Genomic DNA, 21,579 nt, shown 5'->3' on the forward strand with positions numbered 1-21,579 from the left:
TTAAAAGGACTATTGATATGAACAGTATTATCCCGACGCATAACATTGGCATTGATTACGATGCTTTGGTTCAAAGTGACCGTGCTCATACTTCTCTTTATAAAGATGAACGCATTTTTGATGAAGAGATGGAAAAAATCTTTTATAGCACTTGGGTGTGGGTTGCGCATGCCAGCGAAATTCCGGAAGGCGGAAGCTATAAAACCATTAATATCGGTAAACAGCCTGTGGTTGTGGTGCGTGACCGTAAAAAGAAAGTCCATGTACTTTTAAACCGTTGCCGTCACCGTGCAGCAACTGTATGTGAACATAAGAAAGGAAAAACCAACAGTTTTGTATGTCCATACCACGGTTGGAGTTATGCACTTGACGGTAGTTTGCGCGGTGTGCCATCTCCGGAAAGTTACGGCGATTGTTTAGATAAATCAGAATTACCGTTAGTGAGTCTACGTGTAGAAGAATATAACGGCATGATCTTCGCTTCATTTAAAGAAGACATTCAACCGCTTGAAGAGTTCCTTGGGCCAGCAAAAAAATGGATTGACCTGTTTATGAAACAAGGTGCAGGTTATCCAATTAAAGTGTTGGGTGAACACCGCTTCCGTTTCCCGGGTAACTGGAAAATCCAGCTTGAAAATACAACCGATGCTTATCACTTCCCATTGGTACACAAGTCATTTTTAAGTTCTGTCGATGAAAAAACCGAAGAACTCTTTAACTTCGAAAACCAACCGGGCTTTGTTGAAGACTTAGGTAACGGTCACAGTGTGATGGTGATGATTCCTGAATTGGTTGATCTAGACGAAGAGCTTATGGAGCGACCAATTCAAGAGCGCTTTGAAGACTTGGCTCAAGCTTTGCGCGACGAAGGCCATGAAGAGTTAGAAGTACGCCGTATTGTCCGTGCAGTGGGTGGTTCTGGCTTTAACTTAAATTTATTCCCAAATATTGCATGTTCAATGGCGTTCTTCCGTGTGTTACAGCCAATTTCAGTTGCTGAAACAGAAATTCATCACTCGGTAATTACCATGGACGGTGGACCACAAATTGCCAACCAATACCGCCTACGTTTGCATGAACATTTCCAAGGTCCATTTGGCTTTGGTACGCCAGATGACTCAGAAGCTTGGGAGCGCGTACAGCACGGCGCCAATGCTGGCAATGATTTATGGATCATGCTCAATCGCGGTTTACCGGGTGAAGTCAAAACCGAAGATGGCTTAAAAAGTGATGTCAGTGCTGAAACAGGTATGCGTGCAGCCTATCAGCAGTGGAAAAAGATGATGACGGCTTAAGGAGAGAGCAATGAATATAAATCTGCAATTATTAAATGAAGTCACTGCTTTCATCTGGGCTGAAGCAGATATGTTAGACCACAGTGAATACCGTGAATGGCTCAATTTATGGAATGAAAAAGGCGTTTATATCATTCCAATTGACCCAAACCTAACGGACTATGAAAACAACTTAAATTATGCCTATGACGATAATCATATGCGTACTTTACGTGTAGAGCGTCTTGAAAATGGTGAAGCAATTTCTACAGCGCCTAAAGCAAATACGGTGCGTAGCGTTTCTCGTGTGCGCATTGTTCAAGATCAAGATGATGAAATCGTTTTACGTTGTGCCCAAAACTTACGTGAGTTTCGTAAAGAAAACCTCAAGCATTACACCGCAGATATTACTTACCATTTGACTCGTGATGCGGCTACAGGTTTTAAGATTAACCGTAAAATCATTAACTTGGTTAATTCGACCGATACCTTAGCTGGTATTAGCTACATTCTTTAGGAGCGGTAATATGAAACAGGTTGTTTTAGTGACAGGTGCTGCTTCTGGACTCGGTAATGTCATTGCTGAATATTTTGCGAGCCAAGGCCATCAAGTGATTTTGTCGGCAAGTACGTTTGAAAAAGCCGAAAATGCCAAGGCACAAAGTCAATATGCACAAAATATGTTTCCAGTGAAATTAGATATTTCTGTCGAAGCAGATTTTCATGCTGCCGTGCAATGGATTGAAGAAAAATTTTCTAAACTTGATGTGTTGATTAACAATGCCACCGTCACCAAAGCAACGCCAGTATTAGAAATTACCGCAGCCGATTTTGATTGGGTAACCCAAGTCAACCAACGCGGCACCTTTCAGGCTTGTCAAATTATTGGCCAATATATGGCTAAAAAAGGCTATGGACGCATCATTAATATGGCATCGTTAGCGGGACAAAATGGCGGTACTGCAACGGGTGCACACTATGCGGCAACCAAAGGCGCAATTGTGACATTAACCAAAATTTTTGCCAAAGAGTTTGCGGCAAAAGGGGTAACCGTCAATGCGGTTGCACCGGGTCCAATGGAATCACCAATTGTTCATAGTGTGGTGCCAGACGAAAAAATGGAACAGTTCATCCAGAATATTCCGGTTAAAGCCTTAGGAAGTATGCATTTTATTGCTGAAACTTGTGGCTTGCTCGCGAGTCCAAATGCGGGGTTTGTGACTGGTGCAACATGGGATATTAACGGTGGTTTATTCATGCGTTAAGCCACGAGCTTAACCATGAAAAGGGAGTTGAATCATGACTACACTTTATGAAGTTGTCGTTAAAAATCGCCATGTGGAAGGTGGAAATATTGCAGTCATGGAATTTGAATCTGCAACTTCTACAACATTGCCAAAAGTTGAAGCGGGTGCGCATATTGATGTGCACTTACCGAATGGCATGGTGCGCCAATATTCACTTTGCCAAAATCCAAATGACGAAGGTAAGTTTCGCCTTGGAATTTTACGTGATCCTGAATCACGTGGTGGCTCAATCTCGGCTTTTGATGAAATTAAAGATGGCATGCAAATTCAGGTCAGTGAGCCAAAAAATTTATTTCCGCTTTTAAAAGCGAAACATAGTGTATTGATTGGCGGTGGTATCGGGATTACGCCATTAATTACGATGGCATATCAACTTGCACATGAAGGCGAATCATTTGAGCTTCACTACTGCGGCGCTAGCCCAGAAAACTGTGCTTTTGTTGATGAAATTAAAAATGGTGAGTTAGCCGAGTACACAACTTTTCATTTTAAATCCGAAGGTGCAAGCCATAGAGCATTTTTTGAATCTGCCATTAAAGATATTGATCTTGAGAGCCATATTTACACCTGTGGTCCAGTCGGTTTTATGGACTGGGTGATTAACCTTGCTACGACTCACAATTTTCCTGAGCAGCAAATCCACAAAGAATATTTCCAAGTGGAAACTGACACATCTGGAGATTCATTTGAGGTGGTGGCTGAGCGTAGTGGAAAAATCATTATGGTTGAAGCAGGTGAAACCATTTTGCAGGCTTTGGCTAAAGAAGGCATCGAGATTGAGATGTCTTGCGAGCAAGGGGTATGCGGAACCTGCATGTGTGATGTGATTGAAGGCGAACCTGATCATCGAGATGTTTATTTTACTGATGAAGAAAAGGCCAGCAATGAGCAAATATTGGTGTGCTGTTCGCGCTCTAAAACACCGAGACTAGTTTTAGATATCTAATGCTCTCGCGATTTATATGGATGTAAGAGAAGGTTTAGGAGAAAGATGATGAATGTATTACAACAAATAGATGAGTTTACGGTCGATCCACTACAGTTCCGACGAGCATTAGGAAATTTTGCAACAGGCGTTACCATTATTACCGCACAAAATGCACAAGGTGAGAAAGTCGGTGTAACTGCAAATAGCTTTAACTCAGTGTCTCTAGACCCACCACTTATTTTGTGGAGTATTGATAAAAAATCGTCAAGTTTTTCAGTATTTGAAGAAGCAACACATTTTGCTGTCAATATTTTATCGGGCACGCAAATTGAGCTGTCAAATAAGTTTTCGAGACGCAATATTGATAAATTTGCCGACACCAATTTTCAACTTGGCGCAGGACGCGCACCCATTTTAGAAAATTGTTCTGCGGTGTTTGAGTGCGAACGTTATCAAGTGATCGAAGGTGGTGACCACTGGATTATTATTGGTAAAGTGGTGCGTTTTCATGACCAAGGCCGAAGCCCGCTGGTTTACCATCAAGGTGCATATTCTTGTGTAATGCCGCATCCGAGCCTTCAAGTTAAACAAACTGAACAGAACGGCGTAGACCAAACACATTATGGGCACTTATATAATAATGTCTGCTATTTGATGAGTCGTGCTTTTAAAGCTTATCAAACTGACTATATTCCAAAGCAAATGGCTTCTGGGTTCCGTACCAGTGAATCACGTCTCTTACTTGTTTTGGCAAGTGGTACTGCTTCAAGTAAAGAAGATTTACCGCGCGATATTGCCATGCCAATGCAAGAAGTTGAAAGATCGGCTGAAATTCTAAAATTTGAAGGGTTACTGGTCGATCACGATAATTTGTATGCATTGACCGAGAAAGGTAAACAAACGGCGCAGTATTTGTTTGATATTGCCGACAGTCACCAAAATGAAGTGTTTAAAAAATATTCTGATGAGCAAAAGGATATTTTTATTACCATGCTGCGAGATTTTGCAGGTGTAGCATAAGCCCCATTAAGCTGATAAATTGAATTGATTTATCAGCTTCTTTACATCTAGCTGACTATCAATAAAAGAATTCCATGGACAAGGAATTTTTGGCACATAATTTGTTTATCAATAAAACATGATTGCAAATAAGCCAAGACAGTGAACTACAGCAAAAGAAAAGTCTTGAGCTGTGGCGCGTGTATAGAGAGGTAAGGGATGAACCAATATGTAAGTGATGCATTACTCACATGGACGCACCACATTAAAAATGTGTGCGGTAATTTTGAAACCGATTTTGATGGAACCCGTAATTTATTCATTGGTGAGGTTCAATGCTTTTTATTGGGTGATACCGAAATTGCTTTTATCAAAAACAATGCCAATAAAATTGTCCGAAAAGCCGATGAAATCGACCGCGTTAATAATCGTTTTTGCTTTTTGATTTTGCAGTATTCGGGAAAAATGCTGCTCGAATATAAAAATGAAACTTTAACTCTGAATGAAGGCGATATTGTGTTGGTCGACCCAGTCGAAACCATTTCGATGTATCCACAAGGCTTGGTAAGCCAGATTTCCGTCCATCTCTCACGTGAAAAATTACTTAAAGAAAATATTAGTACCGAATATTTTGGAAAACTGATTACGCAAAATATGAGTGGTTTTTTACTAAAAAATATTTTGAAAAATATGTCCCCCGAAAATATCAAACTTTGGTACGCAACCGAAGATGGTAATGCTTTTGAAGATGCCCTAATTGCCTTAATCAAACCCACAATTAATTATAAAAATATTAATAGCTCCAATAACCTGATGGAAAAAGCCGAGCGTTTTATTATTGAGAACTTAGCAAAACCAGATTTAACCCCTAAATTAATTGCAGAGCATATTGGAGTATCACTACGACATCTCTACCGTTTATTTCTTCAAGAAAATTTATCTATTAACAAATATATACAGCTCAAACGCCTAGAAAAAGTCAAAGCAGATTTACTCGATAAAAGAAATAAACAAAGCTCAATTACCCAGATTGCCTTGAAATGGGGTTTTTGGGATGGTGCTCATTTTTCAAAAATCTTTAAGAAGACTTATGGCATTTCTCCTAAAGAATTTAGAGAGGGTATGACAGTTTAAATTTTCATCTCTGAATGTCATTTTTAGACAAGTTCTAGGTCATTCTTGAACAAGCTAGCCCCATGCAAGTGTGTTGAAATTAAATTAATTAGAACAGGTTAGATGAGCTTAATAAGCATAGAACTATTAAGTTTATTTAATAAATTTCACACATAGGAAAGTGCATTTTAACTGTCTGACTCAGATGGTTCAGGGATAGAGAAAAGGATGAAACCAATGCGTAAACAACGATTATTGAATGACATACAAAAGATATTAGCGCTTAACTTATCAATAGCTGCAAGCTTTTGGGGATTAAATACTCAAGCTTTTGCTCATGGTGGAAAAGCTGAAATGGTATCTCTTTACCAAAACATGAGTGAGCAAGGCGCTAAAGTTGTCAAAGACGATTTTACTAATACTTATATGATTACCAAAGGCTCTATCGTGGTAAGAGCCAAGCCAAATTCAGATCAGGTTTTAGTGAATGGAAAACCTCTAAAATTAAGCGTCCCACTATTAATTAAAGATAATAAACCTGTTATTGGAAAAGACTTCTTTAATGAAGTATTTCAGTCTGGTTTAGATCAAACTTTTAAAGTTGAAAATACGTTTCATCCACTCAATAGTTTAAATTCTGACGAAATTAAAAAGACATTTGATGTCATTAATCGCTCAAAATATGCCTATAAAAATATGCGTTTTGCCGAATTAAAACTAAAAGAACCAGAAAAAGCCAAAGTTTGGGATTATTTTATTAATCACAAAGAATATAAAGACGCTCGAATTGCATCTTTCATTTTGTTAAAAGGCAATCAAGCGATTGAAGGTGAAGTTAACCTTAACACTCAGCAAGTCACAAAATGGAATGTACTTAAAGATACTCATGGAATGGTCTTGCTCGATAACTTTGAAACTGTACAGCGCGTGATTGAAGCGAGTAAAGAATATCAGGATGCTTTACGCAAACGTGGTGTAACAGATGTTAAGAAAGTCATTACCAATCCATTAACCGTTGGATATTTTGGTGGTAAAGATGGTTTGGATAAACAACTTAATGTTTTAAAAGTTGTGTCGTATCTAGATACTGGCGATGGTAACTATTGGGCGCATCCAATTGAAAATTTGGTGGCTGTGGTTGATTTAGATAAAGAAAAAATTATTAAAATCGAAGAAGGGGCCATGATTCCTGTTCCGATGACGGATCGACCTTATGCCACTAAAAATACCAAACCACCGAAAATCAAACCGATGAACATTAGTGAACCCGAAGGCAAGAACTTTTCTATTACAGGACAAACGGTACATTGGGGTAATTGGTGTTTCCATGTTGCATTAGATTCACGTGTGGGCTTACAGCTTTCAACCGTGACATATAAAGATAAAGGCGTAAAACGTAAAGTCATGTATGAAGGTAACCTTGGTGGAATGGTGGTTCCATATGGTGACCCTGACATGGGATGGTACTTTAAGTCTTATCTGGACTCTGGTGAGTACGGAATGGGAACACTCACATCAGCCATTCAGCTTGGGACCGATGCACCAGAAAATGCGGTTTTACTTGATGCTGTCATTGCAGACTATAAAGGCCAGCCACAAGTGATTCCAAATGCGATTGCAATTTTTGAGCGCTATGCTGGCCCTGAATATAAACACCAAGAAATTTTTGGTGATCAAGATGCCAGTGAAGCTCGCCGTGAACTTGTCGTGCGCTGGATTAGTACAGTGGGTAATTACGATTACATGTTTGACTGGGTATTTGCTCAAAATGGCGTAATTGGCATTAATGCAGGTGCTACAGGTATTGAAGCGGTTAAAGGCGTTAAAGCAAGAACCATGCATGACAGTACCGCAAAAGAAGACACCAAATATGGCACTTTAATTGACCATAATATTGTGGGTACAACCCATCAACATATCTATAACTTCCGCTTAGATATGGATGTAGATGGCGAAAATAATAGTTTCATGCATATGGACCCTGTGGTGAAGACCAATGATCGAGGCGGCGTGCGTACAAGTACAATGCAAATTGACAGTAAAGTCATTACCAATGAGCAGAATGCGGCTGAAAAATTTGATCCATCTACCATTCGTTTACTGACTAATTTCAACAAGGAAAATAAATTAGGTAATCCTGTTTCTTACCAGCTCATTCCTTTTGCAGGTGGAACACATCCTGTGGCGAAGGGTGCTAATTTTTCTAAAGATGAATGGTTATTTAAACGTTTAAACTTTATGGATAAGCAAATTTGGGTGACGCAATATAATCAGGATGAACGTTATCCTGAAGGTAAATATTCAAACCGTTCGACTCATGACACAGGTTTAGGCCAGTTTATTAGCAACAATGAAAATATTGAAAATAAAGATCTTGTGGTGTGGATGACAACAGGCACAACCCATGTGGCACGTGCAGAAGAATGGCCAATCATGCCGACAGAATGGGTGAATACACTTATCAAACCGTGGAACTTTTTTGATAATACGCCGACTTTAAACTTGGGCGAAGAAGAGCAAAACACGCAGCACGACCATCACTAAAGACGTGTATCACGCGAGATGGGTAACGAATTGGTTACCCACTCTTAGCGTCTGGTAGACCATTCACAAAAAAGGAATTTTGTATGAAAACTCTACTTTCTCAAGTTATGAGAGGGACTCTCTTTGTCTCATTTTTTTCAACAGTGCATGCTGGCGAGCTTGAAATTAAACCGACTTTTGAGGCAACTTTCGGGGCTTTTAGTAGCGGTAAAAGTTATAACGGCGAAAACCTAGATGATGAAAGAATCAACTGGCAAGAAGGCCATCTTAAATATGGTGCTAAAGGACAATACACCTTTAAAAACAATCAACTCTATGCGAGCTTGAGTGGTATTAGCTCGGCCACATTTGGCGATGGCGATGCAGGCCAAAATAGTAATGGTAAAGAACGCAAAACAGATGTGAATGAATGGATCTTGGGTTTTAAAGATGGCACCAATAAAGATGAGTTAACGACCTATGATTTAAGTATTGGTCGACAAAATATCATGATTGGTGACGGGTTTTTCATTGCAGGTGATGCGTTAAACCTCGGGAAAGCACCTGCGGATGGCGCACTTGATCGGGGCGGAGCATATTATCTGGCAGCCCGTCGAAGTTTTGATTTTACAAGTTTGCTTCAATACAAACCGCAAGAGAATACCACGCTAAAACTGGCTTATTTAAAATCGGACAATAAAGCACAATTTTCACCTGAACTCTTTGTAACCGATCTGATGTATCAACTTAAAGATAAAGGTGTTGGATTTACTTACTTAAATGTATTAGACCTTGAAGATACTGAGCAAGTTTCAGGGCGCGAAGATCTTAAAAATTATGCTTTACGTTTGAATTATCAACCTTTGCCAGAACTACAAGTTAAGACTGAGTTTGTTGTGCAAGATAGAAAAGATAGTCAAGAAAATGCAGGCTACTTGGCGCTGAACTATAACTTTTTATCTTCAAAATATACGCCCTCATTAGGCTACCGTTTTAGTCATTTTTCCGACCAATACGACCCGATGTTTTATGGAAATACAGTCGGGTTCGGCACGTGGTTTCAAGGTGAAGTTGCAGGAAATTATGCTGGCCCATTTAACAAAAATGCAGACATTCACCAAGTTTCTTACAGTATGAATCTAAAAGAAAACTTTATGTTAGGTGCTTTGGCCTATAAGTTCAAAACAGTTAATGAATCTTTAACTAATGTAGATGGACATGAACTGGATGTATTTTCGGTTTGGTCGGTTAATAAAAAATTCAACGTTATACCTTTAGTGGGACTCTATAAACCGAAACACGATATCCATAGTGGGGGTACTCAAAACTATGATGACAAAACTAATGTGTATGCACAGTTAATTCTGCAATACATCTATTAAATCAGAGCAAAGGAGACCGTGTTTATTGACGGTGCATTCATAAAAATAACTTAGGTGAAATCAGATGAATAAACAATATGACTATATCGTGATTGGTGCGGGCTCGGCAGGCTGTGTGGTTGCAGCACGGCTGTTACAGGCCAAAGCAGGGCGCGTTCTTGTTTTAGAGGCAGGAAGCCGAGATAGCAGTATGTTTCATACCATACCTGCCACAGTGGTTAAAGTATTCCAGCAAAAATCATGGCAATACATGACTGTCCCTCAGAAATATTGTAATCATCGTGAAATGATCCTTGCACAAGGAAAAGCGTTGGGAGGCGGAAGCTCGGTCAACGGAATGATCTATTGCCGAGGCCAACGTCAGGATTATGATTTATGGGCCACGGAATGGGGATGCAATCAGTGGTCTTATCAACATGTACTGCCTTTTTTTAAAAAAGCAGAAAAAAATGAAAGTCTTGCTAATGAATATCACGGACAAGATGGCATTTTACCTGTCAGTGAAAACCGCTATCGCCATCCTTTGACGCTTGCTTGTATTAAAGCAGGTCAACAAATGGGCATGAATTACGTCAATGATATTAATGGTTGGGATCAGGCAGGTGTAGGGTTTTATCAAACCACCACTCAAAATGGCTCACGGGCGAGTACCTCAAAAACCTATTTAAAGTCAGTCGAAAACCACCCAGATCTCACGGTGATTACTGATGCCTTGGTCCATAAAATTGAAACTCAAGGTGATCAAGTTACTGGGGTGACTTATAGCGTTGGAGGAAAATCACCGATTACTGTACAAGCTCAAAAAGAAGTCATTCTAAGTGCTGGTGCAATTGGTAGTCCTAAAGTTTTATTACTTTCGGGAATTGGTCCAAAACAGCATTTAGATGAGATCGGCATTGAATGTATTCGTGATCTACCCGTAGGTGAAAATTTTCACGACCATTTGCATATGTCGGTTAATGCAACGGTAACAACCAATAATAGTCTGCTCGGTGAAGACCAAGGTTTAACCGCCGTACGGCACTTTTTACAGTGGTGTTTTACACGTTCAGGATTGTTAACCACCAATATTCTAGAAGGTGGTGGTTTTATTGACACCAACAACAACGGTCGACCTGATGTCCAATTTCATTTTTTACCTGTGCTGGATAATTTCGATAATACCCCTGGTGAAAAATCAGTGGCTCAAGCACATGGCCTTACCATTAAAGTCGGACATGTACAGCCAAAAGCACGTGGGATTTTACGTTTAAGTAGTAAAGATCCTAAAGATTTACCTGTCATTGATCCTAATTATTTAGGTCATCAAGAAGATATTGACGCAAATATCCGTGCGGTACAGGCCGGACTTCGCCTATTACAACAACCAGCATTGAAAGCAATTGTCAAAGAAGTGATTGAGCCTGCAAATATCAATCCTGATGATATTGAAGCGATTGATAAATGGATGCGCCAGAATATTAAAACGGTCTATCACCCCGCAGGTAGCTGCAAAATGGGCAATACTCCGCAAGATTCGGTCACAGATCAGACCCTAAAAGTCCATGGTTTTAAAAATTTACGTGTGGTGGATTGTTCTATTTGCCCACAAGTTCCAAGCGGTAATACCAACGCAATTGCCATCATGATTGGAGAACGTGGTGCAGACTTTATTTTGAATCAGGTCGCGTAGTTGATGTCATATCAATATTTAGAAACGAAAAGAGGAAAAGAAAATGAGTGAAGTTCAGATTTTAGAAAGCGTACAGCAATTTATGGCGCGACAACATGGACATTTTATTAATGGAAAATTGGTTGCTGCCGAGCTTTTAGATAAAGTGGATATTGTAAATCCATCCACTGAACAAGTTGTTGCTCAAATTAGTGTTGGTAGTCAACAAGACGTCGAAAATGCGGTGAAAAGTGCTGAACATACTTTTCAAAACGCTTGGGCTGAAACGACACCGTATGAGCGTGGCGTTAAACTGAACAAGCTAGCAGACTTAATCGAGCAATATGGTGAAGAGCTTGCACAGCTCGAGACGTTGTCTACCGGAAAACTTATCAATATTTCCCGTCATCTTGAAGTTGCACAATCTGTTATTTTCTTAAGATATTTTGCTGGTTGGGCAACTAAAATTAATGGTCAAACCATGCAACCTTCTATTCCTTCTATGCAAGGTGAGAAATATACGGCCTTTACTTTAAGACAACCAATTGGCGTGGTTGCAGGGATTGTGCCTTGGAATTTTTCACTGATGATTGGTGTTTGGAAAATTGGTTCAGCTTTAACAACTGGCTGCACCATTGTGCTTAAACCGAGTGAGTTTGCCAGCTTATCTTTATTACGTTTAGCTGAACTTGCTATAGAGGCAGGTATTCCAGCGGGTGTGATTAATGTAGTAACAGGTAAGGGGGAGACGGGACAATATTTAATTGAGTCACCGCTCGTTAAGAAAGTCTCATTTACAGGTTCAGTGCCGACAGGCATTGCGATTGGTAAACTTGCGATGAGCAGCGATTTAACCCGTGTAAGTCTGGAGTTAGGCGGTAAAAATGCGATAGCTGTTTTGGCTGATGCAAATGTCGATGAGATTTTACCGACTTTGTTGCAAGCAACTTTTGTACATCAAGGACAGGTTTGTGCATCCCCAGAACGGTTTTTTGTACACCGTACAAAATACGATGAACTTGTCGAGAAACTCTCTAAAGCACTCTCTGGTTTCAAAATTGGATCGGCCATGGATGAGGGAAGTATGTTTGGTCCACTTTCTAACCAGCCACATTTTCATAAAGTAAAACATTATTTAGATATGGCAAAAGCCAACAACCAGATTATTGCTGGAGGTGAGGCTTTAGATCAGACTGGTTATTTTGTACAGCCGACTTTAATTTCCTTTAAAAATACGGATGATCCTTTATTTTCAGAAGAAACCTTTGGCCCAGTGGTCGGGGTAATGCCATTCGAAACTGACGAAGAACTTATTCAGTTGATGAACCAGTCTCGCTTTGGTTTAACCGCAAGCATCTGGACAAATGATTTATCTAAAGCTTTACGTTTAATTCCTAAGATTGAAGCAGGTACTCTATGGGTCAATATGCATACGTTCTTAGACCCATCAGTTCCATTTGGTGGGGTGAAAGCTTCAGGAATTGGCAGAGAGTTTTCTGATGCATTTATTGAAGATTACACCGAATTAAAATCGGTGATGATTCGGTATTAAGCCAATAAGGAGGTTTGTCATTTCATCAATAACAAACCTCTGCTTTTAACATAAGAATTGGACTAAAAAGTTAGTAACTTAAAGTGATGCTTTGTTGAGTTGAGTGGTCGATTTCCTTTTGACTCACCGCATCCTCTTTACATTTATAACTTTCAAATAAAGGAAGTTGATCTGCAAAGTGGGCATCAGGTTTTCCATTTTGATTGATAAACCCACTTTGTCCTGGGGCCAAAATCGAACACATGGTGACTTGATTTGGATTTAAGATCACTCTAAACGTAGCACTTCCCGTATTTCCATAAGTGCTGAGCTGTTGTTCATGCGATGGATCAGCCCAAGGAATGCCTACCGAATTTTTGCTGGAAAAGCCCATGGTTGCCACCGGAATTTTCCAGTCATTCGGGTCAGTCGAGTGATATTGTTTTGAAAGTTCAGTCAGTGCGTTTTCTAAAGCTTTTAAGACCACCTCATCTGCTGTTTGTCCTTTTAAGAAATCAACATTCTGAGGAACGCTTGCCTGTTTTCCTTGCAGGGCATTCCAGATTAATTTTGATGCACTCGCTGGTTGTGCGCTTCGTGGATCATTATTTACTGGATAAAGCGTATCGGTATAGCGCTTATAAATATTTTCTGAAAGGTTAGGTTTGAGTACCAGTTCAATCATTTGATTAAGCCATGCACGTGTAATTGCTGGTGCTGCACCTTGATAATATTTCTCTTCGCTATCAGAACGTAATTTAAGATCCCAACTAGCAAGTAACGGAGCAACTTTTTTGGCTAAAGGTGAGGCATTAGGGCTTTGTGCTGCTTGAATCATATAAGGAACAAAATAACGCGCATTTAAATCTGACCATGCTGCTGTTTTATTAATTTCCCAAATTTCTTGCTGACTCAGTTTTGGTTTACTTTCTAAAGGTTCAATCAGTTCATTGACCCGATCTACATAAGAAAAGTTTGACGAATCTGAACGTAAACCAGCATAGGCTTTGTTATTCCAGCTTGTGACATAGCCTTTTTGTGGGTTGTATTCTTTAGGGTTATGTGAGAAGTCATAAAAACCTTGCCACTCCATTGAACCATCACCTTTAGCTGGAAGCTGAATATGCTGGTTTTCAGGGCGAATAGGTAAACGACCTAAAGCAGCAACACCAATATTATTTTTAGTATCGGCATAGAACCAAGTGATAGAGGCCGCTACACGTTTGGCTTGAGCAAGAAACTCATTCCAATTTGAAGCTTTCGCTGCACTTGCCCATCCTAATAAGGTTTCAATTTCTACGCCTTCCCAGCTACGTTTTTGTGCGTACGCCGTATGGTTATTTTCATCCCATGTACTTACAAAACCTTGTTTACTCTTATAAATATCTAAAACATGGTCAGCTTGATTCTTAACTTTGATTTTTACTTGTTTGTGTTCAAATGGAATGTAACTTCCTTTATATAAATATTCTTTTGAATTACTTGGGTTTAAGGTGAGTTGATAAACATCGTTAGTATCGAGTGAGCCTACCGTAGAACCCCATGCTATTTTGCCATTGGTTCCAAATAAAATTGCAGGTAATCCAACTGGAGTAATACCTGTCAAATTATAGCCAGCTCCATGTAAACCAATACCGTAGGTGATTGCAGGCGTATACCATCCTTGTTGTGGACCATTATATAAAACTGCTTGGCCTTCAATGGTCTTATCGCCTTTTAAGACCCATGCATTACTGGCGGTAGGTACGCCGTCTACCACACTTTTACCTAAAGCAATGCGAGCTTGAGCTAAATAGGTTTTGGCTGCCTTGTTTGAAATAGGGCTAATGTCTTTAAGTATTTGTTGTTGACGAGCTATAAGCTGTGGTTTTTGTGCAGATTGGATAATGGTGGGAGCACTTGGGTCATCTAGCCAACGTAATTGTTGATAGACTTTGAAGCCTTCTTCTTGACCTTTTTCTTTTTGCAGTTGCGTGAGTAAATCTAAATTTGATACTTCCGAGCTTGCTGAAAAGAAGCGATTTAAAATTAAGCCCACCCAAACCATAGCAATGTCTTCTGGTTGCCATGTTGATGGTTTAAAACCATGATCTGTAAACTCTTTAGGCATACGAGCTGGATCTGTTAAAACTTCTTTAACCCGTTTATTAAAACCTGCGGCATAACCTTCAAAAATTGCTCGGTCTTCTGGTGAGAGTGCGGCGAGTTGCTGTTTAATATTCTCTGGATCAAAACGACTATGTGTCGCAATATCATATTGAAGATAGTCGGAACCGAGCACCTCAGCAACTGTGCCTTGTCCTGTACGTTTTGACATTTCCATCTGGAATAAACGATCGGTCGCTACCGAATAGCCATAACCGTAGAAAAGCCCATAGGTGTCATTTGCATAGACATGGGGTGTACCGAATTTATCGCGCTTAATCGTGATTTGTTTTTGTGTCGGTGTTGAGTCTAAACTTGACGAAGAATTACAACCCGCTAAAAGTGCACCTAAAAGTAATGTTCCATATTTAATTAAAGGGCGTGTAGGGTGAGGCCGAGAGTTCAGCATAGGTATGTTCAATTTAGATATCCTTACTTTCATTATGATGTAGAAGTGAACGATTTAAGAATCTTCTTAGATTCACGTCACTGATGAACAAGCCCTGTTCATGAGTTTAAAATACTGTTATTTATCCATGTAATTTTCCATTACATTTGAGGTATATATTTATACCTTCTCGAACAAGTTATTTAGTTTTTTATTTTGGAAGAATAAAAAAGGCCATGATTGGCCTTTTTCGAAATGTATAAATTTTATTGACAGCAAAATTAGTTCACTAAAAAATCCTTTAAGATTTTATTAAAAGCTTCTGGTTGCTCTACATTGGAAATATGAGACGCATCTATTTCTGCAAGTTTTGCTTGTGGAATGCGTTGCTGCATAAATTGGCCATCTGCAACGGTAGTTACAGGGTCTTGAGTTCCAGCAATTACTAATACTGGAACTTTAATATCTTTTAACTGCTCACGGACATCCGCTTTAGCCAAAGCCTCACAACAATTGGCATAACCCATTGCGCTGCCAGCACTTAAGTCGTTACACAGGTTGTTGACAATTGAAGGATGACTTTGGATAAAGGGATCTGTAAACCATCGCGAAGCTGCTGTAGCTGCGATCGGTTGTAAACCTTGTTCACGCACTAATTTTGCACGATCAAGCCATGCCTGTTCTTGCCCAATTTTAGCGGCAGTATTTGCCACAACAACATGACTAAAGCGGTCAGGGTAGTGAATTGCAAGCCATTGCCCAGTTAAACCGCCCATTGAAATACCACAAAAAGCAGCTTTAGTAATATTTAGGTGATCAAGTAAACGGACAACATCTTCAGCTAATTGCTCTACAGTGTATGGGCCGTCAGGTGTGGATGATGAACCGTGACCACGTGTGTCATAGCAGATTACAAAAAACTGATCTTTCAATTCATTAAACTGTTTTTGCCACATACCATAATTGGTGCCTAAAGAATTGGAAAACACCAGAGCAGGGGAAGATGGCTCACCAAAGGTTTGATAATTAATTTGTGCATCGGCAGATTGAAAAGATGGCATTTGTTTCTCCTTAAAGTGCTTCAACACGTTCAATAATGAGTGCAATTCCTTGGCCTACACCAATACACATTGAACATAAGGCATAACGACCATTTTTTTGCTCAAGCTGGTTTAAGGCTGTGGTGACTAGGCGTGCACCTGATGCACCAAGTGGATGACCCAATGCAATTGCACCACCGTTTGGATTTACTTTATTGCTATCGTCTGGTAAACCTAAATCACGGGTCACTGCCAAAGCCTGTGCAGCAAAGGCTTCATTCAGCTCAATCACATCCATCTGATCTAAAGTCAGGTTGGCTTGTTTCAGTAATTTTTTAATCGCTGGTGCCGGAGCAAAACCCATAATGCGTGGTTCTACACCCACAGCTGTTGAAGCAATGATCTTGGCACGTGGTTTTAAGTTGTAAGCTTGAACAGCTTCATCAGAAGCAATCAATAAAGCTGCTGCACCATCGTTAATGCCTGAAGCATTTCCCGCAGTGACGGTGCCATCTGCTTTGACCACAGGTTTAAGTTTGCTTAAACCTTCAAGGGTAGTTGATGCACGTGGGTGTTCATCGGTATCAATCACAACAGCATCACCCTTACGCTGAGGGATTTCAACTGCCACGATTTCTTTAGAAAAAAAGCCTTTGGCTTGCGCGCTTGCGGTGCGTTGTTGGCTCACCAAGGCAAACTGGTCCTGATCTGCACGATTGACGTTAAACTGTTCAGCCACGTTTTCGGCAGTCTGGGGCATGGTGTCTACACCATACAATTCTTTAAGTTTAGAATTAATGAAACGCCAGCCCATGGTGGTGTCTTCGATCTTCTGGTTACGGCCAAAAGCGCTGTCAGACTTACCCATCACATAGGGTGCACGGCTCATGCTTTCCACACCACCTGCAATCACCAAGTTCGCTTCACCTGCTTTAATGGCACGGGCAGCAATGGCAATCGCATCGAGTGAGGAACCACAGAGACGGTTAATAGTCGTTGCAGGCACCTGATACGGTAGACCTGCAAGCAGTGCTGACATACGGCCGACATTACGGTTATCTTCACCGGCTTGGTTCGCACAGCCATAGATCACATCATCGACCTGTTCCCAATCTACATTTGGGTTACGCTGCATGAGCGCTTTAATCGGTACAGCGCCAAGGTCATCGGCACGGACAGGAGCAAGGCCACCGGCATAACGGCCGAATGGTGTACGGATGGCATCGATGATATAAGCGTTTTTTAATGTCATTTCCCTACTTCCTTACCCTTGAGTGGCATCAATCAAAGTTGCACCCGTTAAAGCCTGTAACTCATCAAAGCTCAGACCTTCAACCTTCTCAAGCACCTTTAAACCATCTTGGGTCACGTCAATCACACACAGGTCAGTGTAAATACGGTCAACACATCGTTTGCCTGTTACCGGATAAGTGAGCTCAGCGACAATCTTTGGTTCACCTTGCTTGGTTACATGGTCTGTCGTGATAAAGACTTTCTTGGCACCAACCGCTAAATCCATTGCACCACCAACAGCAGGAATCGCATCCGGTGCACCTGTGTGCCAATTGGCCAAGTCACCATTGGCTGCAACCTGAAAGGCGCCAAGTACGGCAATATCAAGATGACCACCACGCATCATCGCAAATGAATCGCCATGATGAAAAAAGCTGCCGCCTTCAAGCATGGTCACAAACTCTTTACCCGCATTAATCAGTTCAGGGTCTTCTTCACCTGCTGCTGGCGGTGGGCCAAAAGCCAACAAACCATTTTCAGAATGAAGGAAAATGTCTTTGTCATTCGGTAGGTAGCTGGCAATCTTGGTCGGTAAGCCAATACCTAGGTTTACATAGGCGCCATCTGGAATATCTTGTGCCACACGCTTTGCAATCTGGTCACGGCTGAGTTTCTGGTAGCTCATGTTATTTCTCCTTATTGCTTACTGTGCGGGTGCGACTTGTACAACGTGCTGTACAAAGATCCCTGGGGTGATGATGTGTTCCGGATCTAATCCACCGAGCTCTACAACTTCAGACACCTGAGCAATGGTGACATCAGCAGCCATCGCCATGATCGGGCCAAAGTTACGTGCAGATTTACGGTAAACCAGATTGCCCCAGCGGTCGCCCTTGTAAGCCTTAATCAAGGCAAAGTCCGCCTTGATCGGATATTCAAGTACGTAATCGTTGCCATCGATCTGGCGGGTTTCTTTGCCTTCAGCTAAAAGTGTTCCAAAGCCTGTTGGGGTAAACACAGCACCAAGTCCCATACCTGCTGCCTGAATACGGCAAGCCAGATTGCCTTGCGGCACGACTTCAAGCTCGACTTTTCCGGCACGGTACAACTCATCAAACACATAAGAGTCTGCCTGACGTGGGAAAGAACAAATCACTTTTTTAACTGAACCGGCTTTAAGCAGTTTCGCCAGACCGTAATCACCGTTACCGGCATTGTTGCTGACAATAGTTAAATCTTTAACACCCAGTTCAATCAGTCCGTCAATGAGTTCAGCGGGTTGTCCTGCGGTACCAAAACCACCAATCAGAATGGTTGCACCATCTTTAATCTGCGATAGTGCCTCGCTTAGTGAGGACTTACTTTTGTCAATCATGTGAGAAACCCTAGAGCATGAGGTAACGTGATGTTATTACTACCGCTAAAAATTTATTTAAATTCTTAATGGTAGTAATAAATGGACTAAGTTTTGTGAGTCAAAAGCGAACTTTTAACTCACATATACTTTTAATTAAGCGCTAGCGCGACGACGTTCAACTTCAGTTGAAGGAGCAGCAGCGACATCTTTAACAAGTTCGATGTTAAATGTGATGTGTTTGAAGGCGTGATCTAAACCACGGCGTTGTATTTCAGCTGGGTCAGTCACATCAACTGCTGTTGCCACTAAACCGTCACGGGTTGCGAAAGCAAAGTCGTCCCATAAGTACTCATCACCCTCAATGTTGAATTGAGTTGTAAGCTTGCGGTAACCCGGTGCAGAAACGAAGTAGTGAACGTGAGATGGACGGTTACCATGACGGCCTAACTTGTTAAGAAGTGCTTGAGTTGTGCCTTCTGGCGGGCAACCATAACCTACTGGCATAGTGGTTAATGCCACATACTTACCATCAGCATCAGTCAAAATACTACGGCGTAAGTTGAAGTCAGATTGAGACTTATCAAAGAATGAGTAGTTGCCTAAACTGTTGGCATGCCATACTTCAACTTTAGCATTTTCAATAATATTGCCATCAGTATCGGTTACCTTACCTTCAATAATCAAGGTATCGATTTTGCCTGTTTCAGTACCATCATCCATACGCGCAAAACCAACAGATTCAGGTGCACCCGCTACGTAAAGTGGGCCTTCGATGGTACGAGGTGTGCCACCCGTAACACCAGCTTTTGCATCCGCTTCATCTGCACGTAAATCAAGATAGTGCTCTAGACCTAAGCCAGCTGCCAAAAGTCCAAGTTCATTGGCTTGACCCGCATCGGTAAAATATTCCAAACCTTTCCATACTTCTGAAGGTTGGATGTCTAAGTCTTCGATGGCTTGAAATAAATCCCCGAGAAGGCGCACTACAATTTGTTGAACACGTGCATCGACTTCGCCTTTTGCAGTGTCGACATTCATTTGTTTTACAAGCGCATCAATTTGTTGACGGTTCATACTAAAACTCCTTAAGTATGCAATACGGTTTTGGGTGGCAGAGCTGCGGGCATTTTGTTTTGCTAGCGAATAGTGCCTGCCACGTTCCTTGTTACCTTTTGAATCAGTGTATTTAGTTTTTGAGTGTGCTTAAGACGGCACATTCAAACTATTTTCTTAGATTACGAATCATCATCACGAACAGAAGAAGGGTGGCGATTAAGTGCCATCACTTCGATGTTCATGTAAGGATAAAGTGGTAATCCCTGTAAAATGTTGTGCAACTCTTCATTGCTCTCAACATCAAAAATACTGATGTTTGAGTATTGGCCTGTAATACGCCAGATGTGGCGCCATTTACCTTGACGCTGTAAGTCTTGCGAATAGGCTTTTTCAACAGCCTTAATTTCATTCGCTTTGTCGGCTGGCATATCAAGTGGAATATGCACATCCATACGTACATGAAATAACATGGGAAACTCCTTATCCTGTTGCCTTAACGACGTAACTTTTCAACTTTATCTTCATCAATTTCAATGCCTAAGCCTGGAGCTGTTGGCAAGTGCAATTCAAAGTTTTCGTAGCGTAGTGGTTCTTTCAAAATTTCTTCGGTAAGTAATAATGGACCAAATAATTCAGTACCAAACGCTAGTGTTTCAAAGGTTGCAAACGCATGAGCAGAAGCCATGCTACCTACAGGGCCTTCAAGCATGGTACCGCCATAAAGATCGATTCCAGCCAAACCTGCAATCTTGGCAACTTCACATGCTTCGATCAGACCACCTGATTGTTCAATCTTCACCGCAAATACATCTGCACCATGACTTTTTGCAATACGATATGCGCTGTCAGGGCCAGTTAAAGCTTCATCTGCCATAATTGCGACATCAAAACGACGCGTTAAACGAGCAAGTGCTTCAGTATTTTGAATAGCGCAAGGCTGTTCAATTAAATCAATTCCGCCATCTTGTAGCTGTTGAATACCTTGAATACATTCCAACTCTGACCATGCACGATTTACGTCAACACGTACACTAATATCTGCACCTAATGCTTTTTTAATTGCAATCACATGATCAACATCGTGTTGCAAAGGACGTGAGCCGATTTTGAGTTTGAACGTGTTATGACGTTTTAACTCAATCATTTTGCGAGCTTCAGCAATATCTTTTTCTGTGTCGCCAGATGCGAGCGTCCAAAGTACAGGTAAACTATCACGCAGACGGCCACCTAAAACTTCACTTAACGGTACACCTAGTCGTTTTGCTTGAATATCAAGCAGCGCAGTTTGAATGGCACATTTCGCGAAACGGTTACCATTAATATTCTTACGAATCAGTTTTAGTGTTTGTGCGACATTTAAATCTTTAACTGATGCGAGTAATGGTGCAAAGTAAGTATCAATATTGGCTTTGACACTTTCAGGACTTTCTTCACCATAGTTCAGTCCACCAATGGTGGTCGCTTCACCCCAACCGACAATACCATCCGTGGTCGTAATTTTAACGAGCACCAAAGTCTGAGTACGCATGGTAGTCACAGACAGTTGGTGAGGACGGATAGTTGGAATATCCACAAGTATGGTTTCTATGGTTCTATACATGAAGTTTCAACTATTACGAACTTGTTTACATACCATAGAAGAATGTAATAGC

Annotated in this window: 18 protein-coding genes; 10 read left to right on the forward strand and 8 right to left on the reverse strand. The window is 40.9% G+C overall.

Annotation, left to right across the window (positions count from 1 at the left end):
- Positions 1-17: 17 nt before the first annotated feature.
- The 10 genes from SOI81_RS07490 (at position 18) to pad (ending at position 12,729) form a co-directional block, all read left to right on the forward strand.
- Positions 18-1,295, forward strand: coding sequence for an aromatic ring-hydroxylating oxygenase subunit alpha (locus SOI81_RS07490; protein WP_005069110.1), 1,278 nt, complete (start codon positions 18-20; stop codon positions 1,293-1,295).
- Positions 1,296-1,305: 10 nt separating this feature from the next.
- Positions 1,306-1,791: an aromatic-ring-hydroxylating dioxygenase subunit beta gene (locus tag SOI81_RS07495; protein WP_320541476.1), complete on the forward strand. Its 486-nt coding sequence runs from the start codon at positions 1,306-1,308 to the stop codon at positions 1,789-1,791.
- Positions 1,792-1,801: 10 nt separating this feature from the next.
- A complete protein-coding gene (locus tag SOI81_RS07500; protein ID WP_320541477.1) occupies positions 1,802-2,539 on the forward strand; it encodes an SDR family NAD(P)-dependent oxidoreductase in 738 nt (245 codons plus the stop codon).
- 34 nt (positions 2,540-2,573) lie between these two features.
- The gene (locus SOI81_RS07505; RefSeq protein WP_320541478.1) at positions 2,574-3,527 is read left to right on the forward strand and encodes a PDR/VanB family oxidoreductase; all 954 of its coding nucleotides are present in this window, start codon (positions 2,574-2,576) and stop codon (positions 3,525-3,527) included.
- Between the two features lie 45 nt (positions 3,528-3,572).
- Positions 3,573-4,529, forward strand: coding sequence for a p-hydroxyphenylacetate 3-hydroxylase reductase component (locus SOI81_RS07510; RefSeq protein WP_080649450.1), 957 nt, complete (start codon positions 3,573-3,575; stop codon positions 4,527-4,529).
- A gap of 198 nt (positions 4,530-4,727) precedes the next feature.
- Positions 4,728-5,642 (forward strand): transcriptional regulator FeaR, encoded by a 915-nt coding sequence (gene feaR / locus SOI81_RS07515; RefSeq protein WP_016140840.1) that lies wholly within the window; start codon positions 4,728-4,730, stop codon positions 5,640-5,642.
- A 207-nt stretch (positions 5,643-5,849) separates the two neighbouring features.
- Positions 5,850-8,165, forward strand: coding sequence for a primary-amine oxidase (gene tynA, locus SOI81_RS07520; protein WP_320541479.1), 2,316 nt, complete (start codon positions 5,850-5,852; stop codon positions 8,163-8,165).
- A 143-nt stretch (positions 8,166-8,308) separates the two neighbouring features.
- On the forward strand, positions 8,309-9,526 hold the full coding sequence (locus SOI81_RS07525) for a hypothetical protein (RefSeq protein WP_320140650.1): 1,218 nt from the start codon (positions 8,309-8,311) through the stop codon (positions 9,524-9,526).
- A 64-nt stretch (positions 9,527-9,590) separates the two neighbouring features.
- Positions 9,591-11,198, forward strand: coding sequence for a GMC family oxidoreductase (gene alkJ / locus SOI81_RS07530; protein ID WP_320541480.1), 1,608 nt, complete (start codon positions 9,591-9,593; stop codon positions 11,196-11,198).
- A gap of 43 nt (positions 11,199-11,241) precedes the next feature.
- Positions 11,242-12,729, forward strand: a complete 1,488-nt coding sequence (gene pad / locus SOI81_RS07535) for an NAD-dependent phenylacetaldehyde dehydrogenase (RefSeq protein WP_320541481.1) — start codon at positions 11,242-11,244, stop codon at positions 12,727-12,729.
- A 70-nt stretch (positions 12,730-12,799) separates the two neighbouring features.
- On the opposite strand, the gene pac is transcribed toward pad, so the two are convergent.
- The 8 genes from pac to catB all read right to left on the reverse strand — a co-directional run bounded on the left by pac (position 12,800) and on the right by catB (position 21,527).
- Positions 12,800-15,262 (reverse strand): penicillin acylase family protein, encoded by a 2,463-nt coding sequence (gene pac, locus SOI81_RS07540; RefSeq protein WP_320541482.1) that lies wholly within the window; start codon positions 15,260-15,262, stop codon positions 12,800-12,802.
- A 260-nt stretch (positions 15,263-15,522) separates the two neighbouring features.
- Positions 15,523-16,302 carry a 3-oxoadipate enol-lactonase gene (gene pcaD / locus SOI81_RS07545; RefSeq protein ID WP_016140846.1) on the reverse strand — a complete coding sequence of 260 codons (780 nt, stop codon included), beginning with the start codon at positions 16,300-16,302 and terminating at the stop codon, positions 15,523-15,525.
- Positions 16,303-16,312: 10 nt separating this feature from the next.
- The gene (gene pcaF / locus SOI81_RS07550) at positions 16,313-17,533 is read right to left on the reverse strand and encodes a 3-oxoadipyl-CoA thiolase (protein ID WP_320541483.1); all 1,221 of its coding nucleotides are present in this window, start codon (positions 17,531-17,533) and stop codon (positions 16,313-16,315) included.
- A gap of 12 nt (positions 17,534-17,545) precedes the next feature.
- Positions 17,546-18,199, reverse strand: coding sequence for a 3-oxoacid CoA-transferase subunit B (gene catJ / locus SOI81_RS07555; RefSeq protein ID WP_239977424.1), 654 nt, complete (start codon positions 18,197-18,199; stop codon positions 17,546-17,548).
- Positions 18,200-18,217: 18 nt separating this feature from the next.
- On the reverse strand, positions 18,218-18,889 hold the full coding sequence (gene catI, locus SOI81_RS07560; protein WP_262456585.1) for a 3-oxoacid CoA-transferase subunit A: 672 nt from the start codon (positions 18,887-18,889) through the stop codon (positions 18,218-18,220).
- Between the two features lie 135 nt (positions 18,890-19,024).
- Positions 19,025-19,945 carry a catechol 1,2-dioxygenase gene (gene catA / locus SOI81_RS07565; protein WP_239976282.1) on the reverse strand — a complete coding sequence of 307 codons (921 nt, stop codon included), beginning with the start codon at positions 19,943-19,945 and terminating at the stop codon, positions 19,025-19,027.
- A gap of 161 nt (positions 19,946-20,106) precedes the next feature.
- Positions 20,107-20,397 (reverse strand): muconolactone Delta-isomerase, encoded by a 291-nt coding sequence (gene catC / locus SOI81_RS07570; protein ID WP_000897236.1) that lies wholly within the window; start codon positions 20,395-20,397, stop codon positions 20,107-20,109.
- A gap of 23 nt (positions 20,398-20,420) precedes the next feature.
- Entirely contained in the window at positions 20,421-21,527 is a 1,107-nt protein-coding gene (catB, locus tag SOI81_RS07575; RefSeq protein ID WP_016140851.1) for a muconate/chloromuconate family cycloisomerase, read from the reverse strand.
- Positions 21,528-21,579 lie beyond the last annotated feature (52 nt).

Source organism: Acinetobacter pittii, assembly GCF_034067285.1.
In the GTDB taxonomy this organism is placed as follows: Bacteria; Pseudomonadota; Gammaproteobacteria; order Pseudomonadales; family Moraxellaceae; genus Acinetobacter; species Acinetobacter pittii_E.

What these genes read in the sequence shown, in the direction of transcription:
- feaR (WP_016140840.1), top strand. Translation starts at nt 4,728, where the DNA reads ATGAACCAATATGTAAGTGATGCATTACTCACATGGACGCACCACATT.
- SOI81_RS07495 (WP_320541476.1), top strand. Translation starts at nt 1,306, where the DNA reads ATGAATATAAATCTGCAATTATTAAATGAAGTCACTGCTTTCATCTGG.
- catB (WP_016140851.1), bottom strand. Translation starts at nt 21,527, where the DNA reads ATGTATAGAACCATAGAAACCATACTTGTGGATATTCCAACTATCCGT.
- catJ (WP_239977424.1), bottom strand. Translation starts at nt 18,199, where the DNA reads ATGAGCTACCAGAAACTCAGCCGTGACCAGATTGCAAAGCGTGTGGCA.
- catI (WP_262456585.1), bottom strand. Translation starts at nt 18,889, where the DNA reads ATGATTGACAAAAGTAAGTCCTCACTAAGCGAGGCACTATCGCAGATT.
- catC (WP_000897236.1), bottom strand. Translation starts at nt 20,397, where the DNA reads ATGTTATTTCATGTACGTATGGATGTGCATATTCCACTTGATATGCCA.
- tynA (WP_320541479.1), top strand. Translation starts at nt 5,850, where the DNA reads ATGAAACCAATGCGTAAACAACGATTATTGAATGACATACAAAAGATA.
- SOI81_RS07500 (WP_320541477.1), top strand. Translation starts at nt 1,802, where the DNA reads ATGAAACAGGTTGTTTTAGTGACAGGTGCTGCTTCTGGACTCGGTAAT.
- pcaF (WP_320541483.1), bottom strand. Translation starts at nt 17,533, where the DNA reads ATGACATTAAAAAACGCTTATATCATCGATGCCATCCGTACACCATTC.
- pac (WP_320541482.1), bottom strand. Translation starts at nt 15,262, where the DNA reads ATGCTGAACTCTCGGCCTCACCCTACACGCCCTTTAATTAAATATGGA.
- SOI81_RS07510 (WP_080649450.1), top strand. Translation starts at nt 3,573, where the DNA reads ATGATGAATGTATTACAACAAATAGATGAGTTTACGGTCGATCCACTA.
- alkJ (WP_320541480.1), top strand. Translation starts at nt 9,591, where the DNA reads ATGAATAAACAATATGACTATATCGTGATTGGTGCGGGCTCGGCAGGC.
- catA (WP_239976282.1), bottom strand. Translation starts at nt 19,945, where the DNA reads ATGAACCGTCAACAAATTGATGCGCTTGTAAAACAAATGAATGTCGAC.
- SOI81_RS07505 (WP_320541478.1), top strand. Translation starts at nt 2,574, where the DNA reads ATGACTACACTTTATGAAGTTGTCGTTAAAAATCGCCATGTGGAAGGT.
- pad (WP_320541481.1), top strand. Translation starts at nt 11,242, where the DNA reads ATGAGTGAAGTTCAGATTTTAGAAAGCGTACAGCAATTTATGGCGCGA.
- pcaD (WP_016140846.1), bottom strand. Translation starts at nt 16,302, where the DNA reads ATGCCATCTTTTCAATCTGCCGATGCACAAATTAATTATCAAACCTTT.
- SOI81_RS07490 (WP_005069110.1), top strand. Translation starts at nt 18, where the DNA reads ATGAACAGTATTATCCCGACGCATAACATTGGCATTGATTACGATGCT.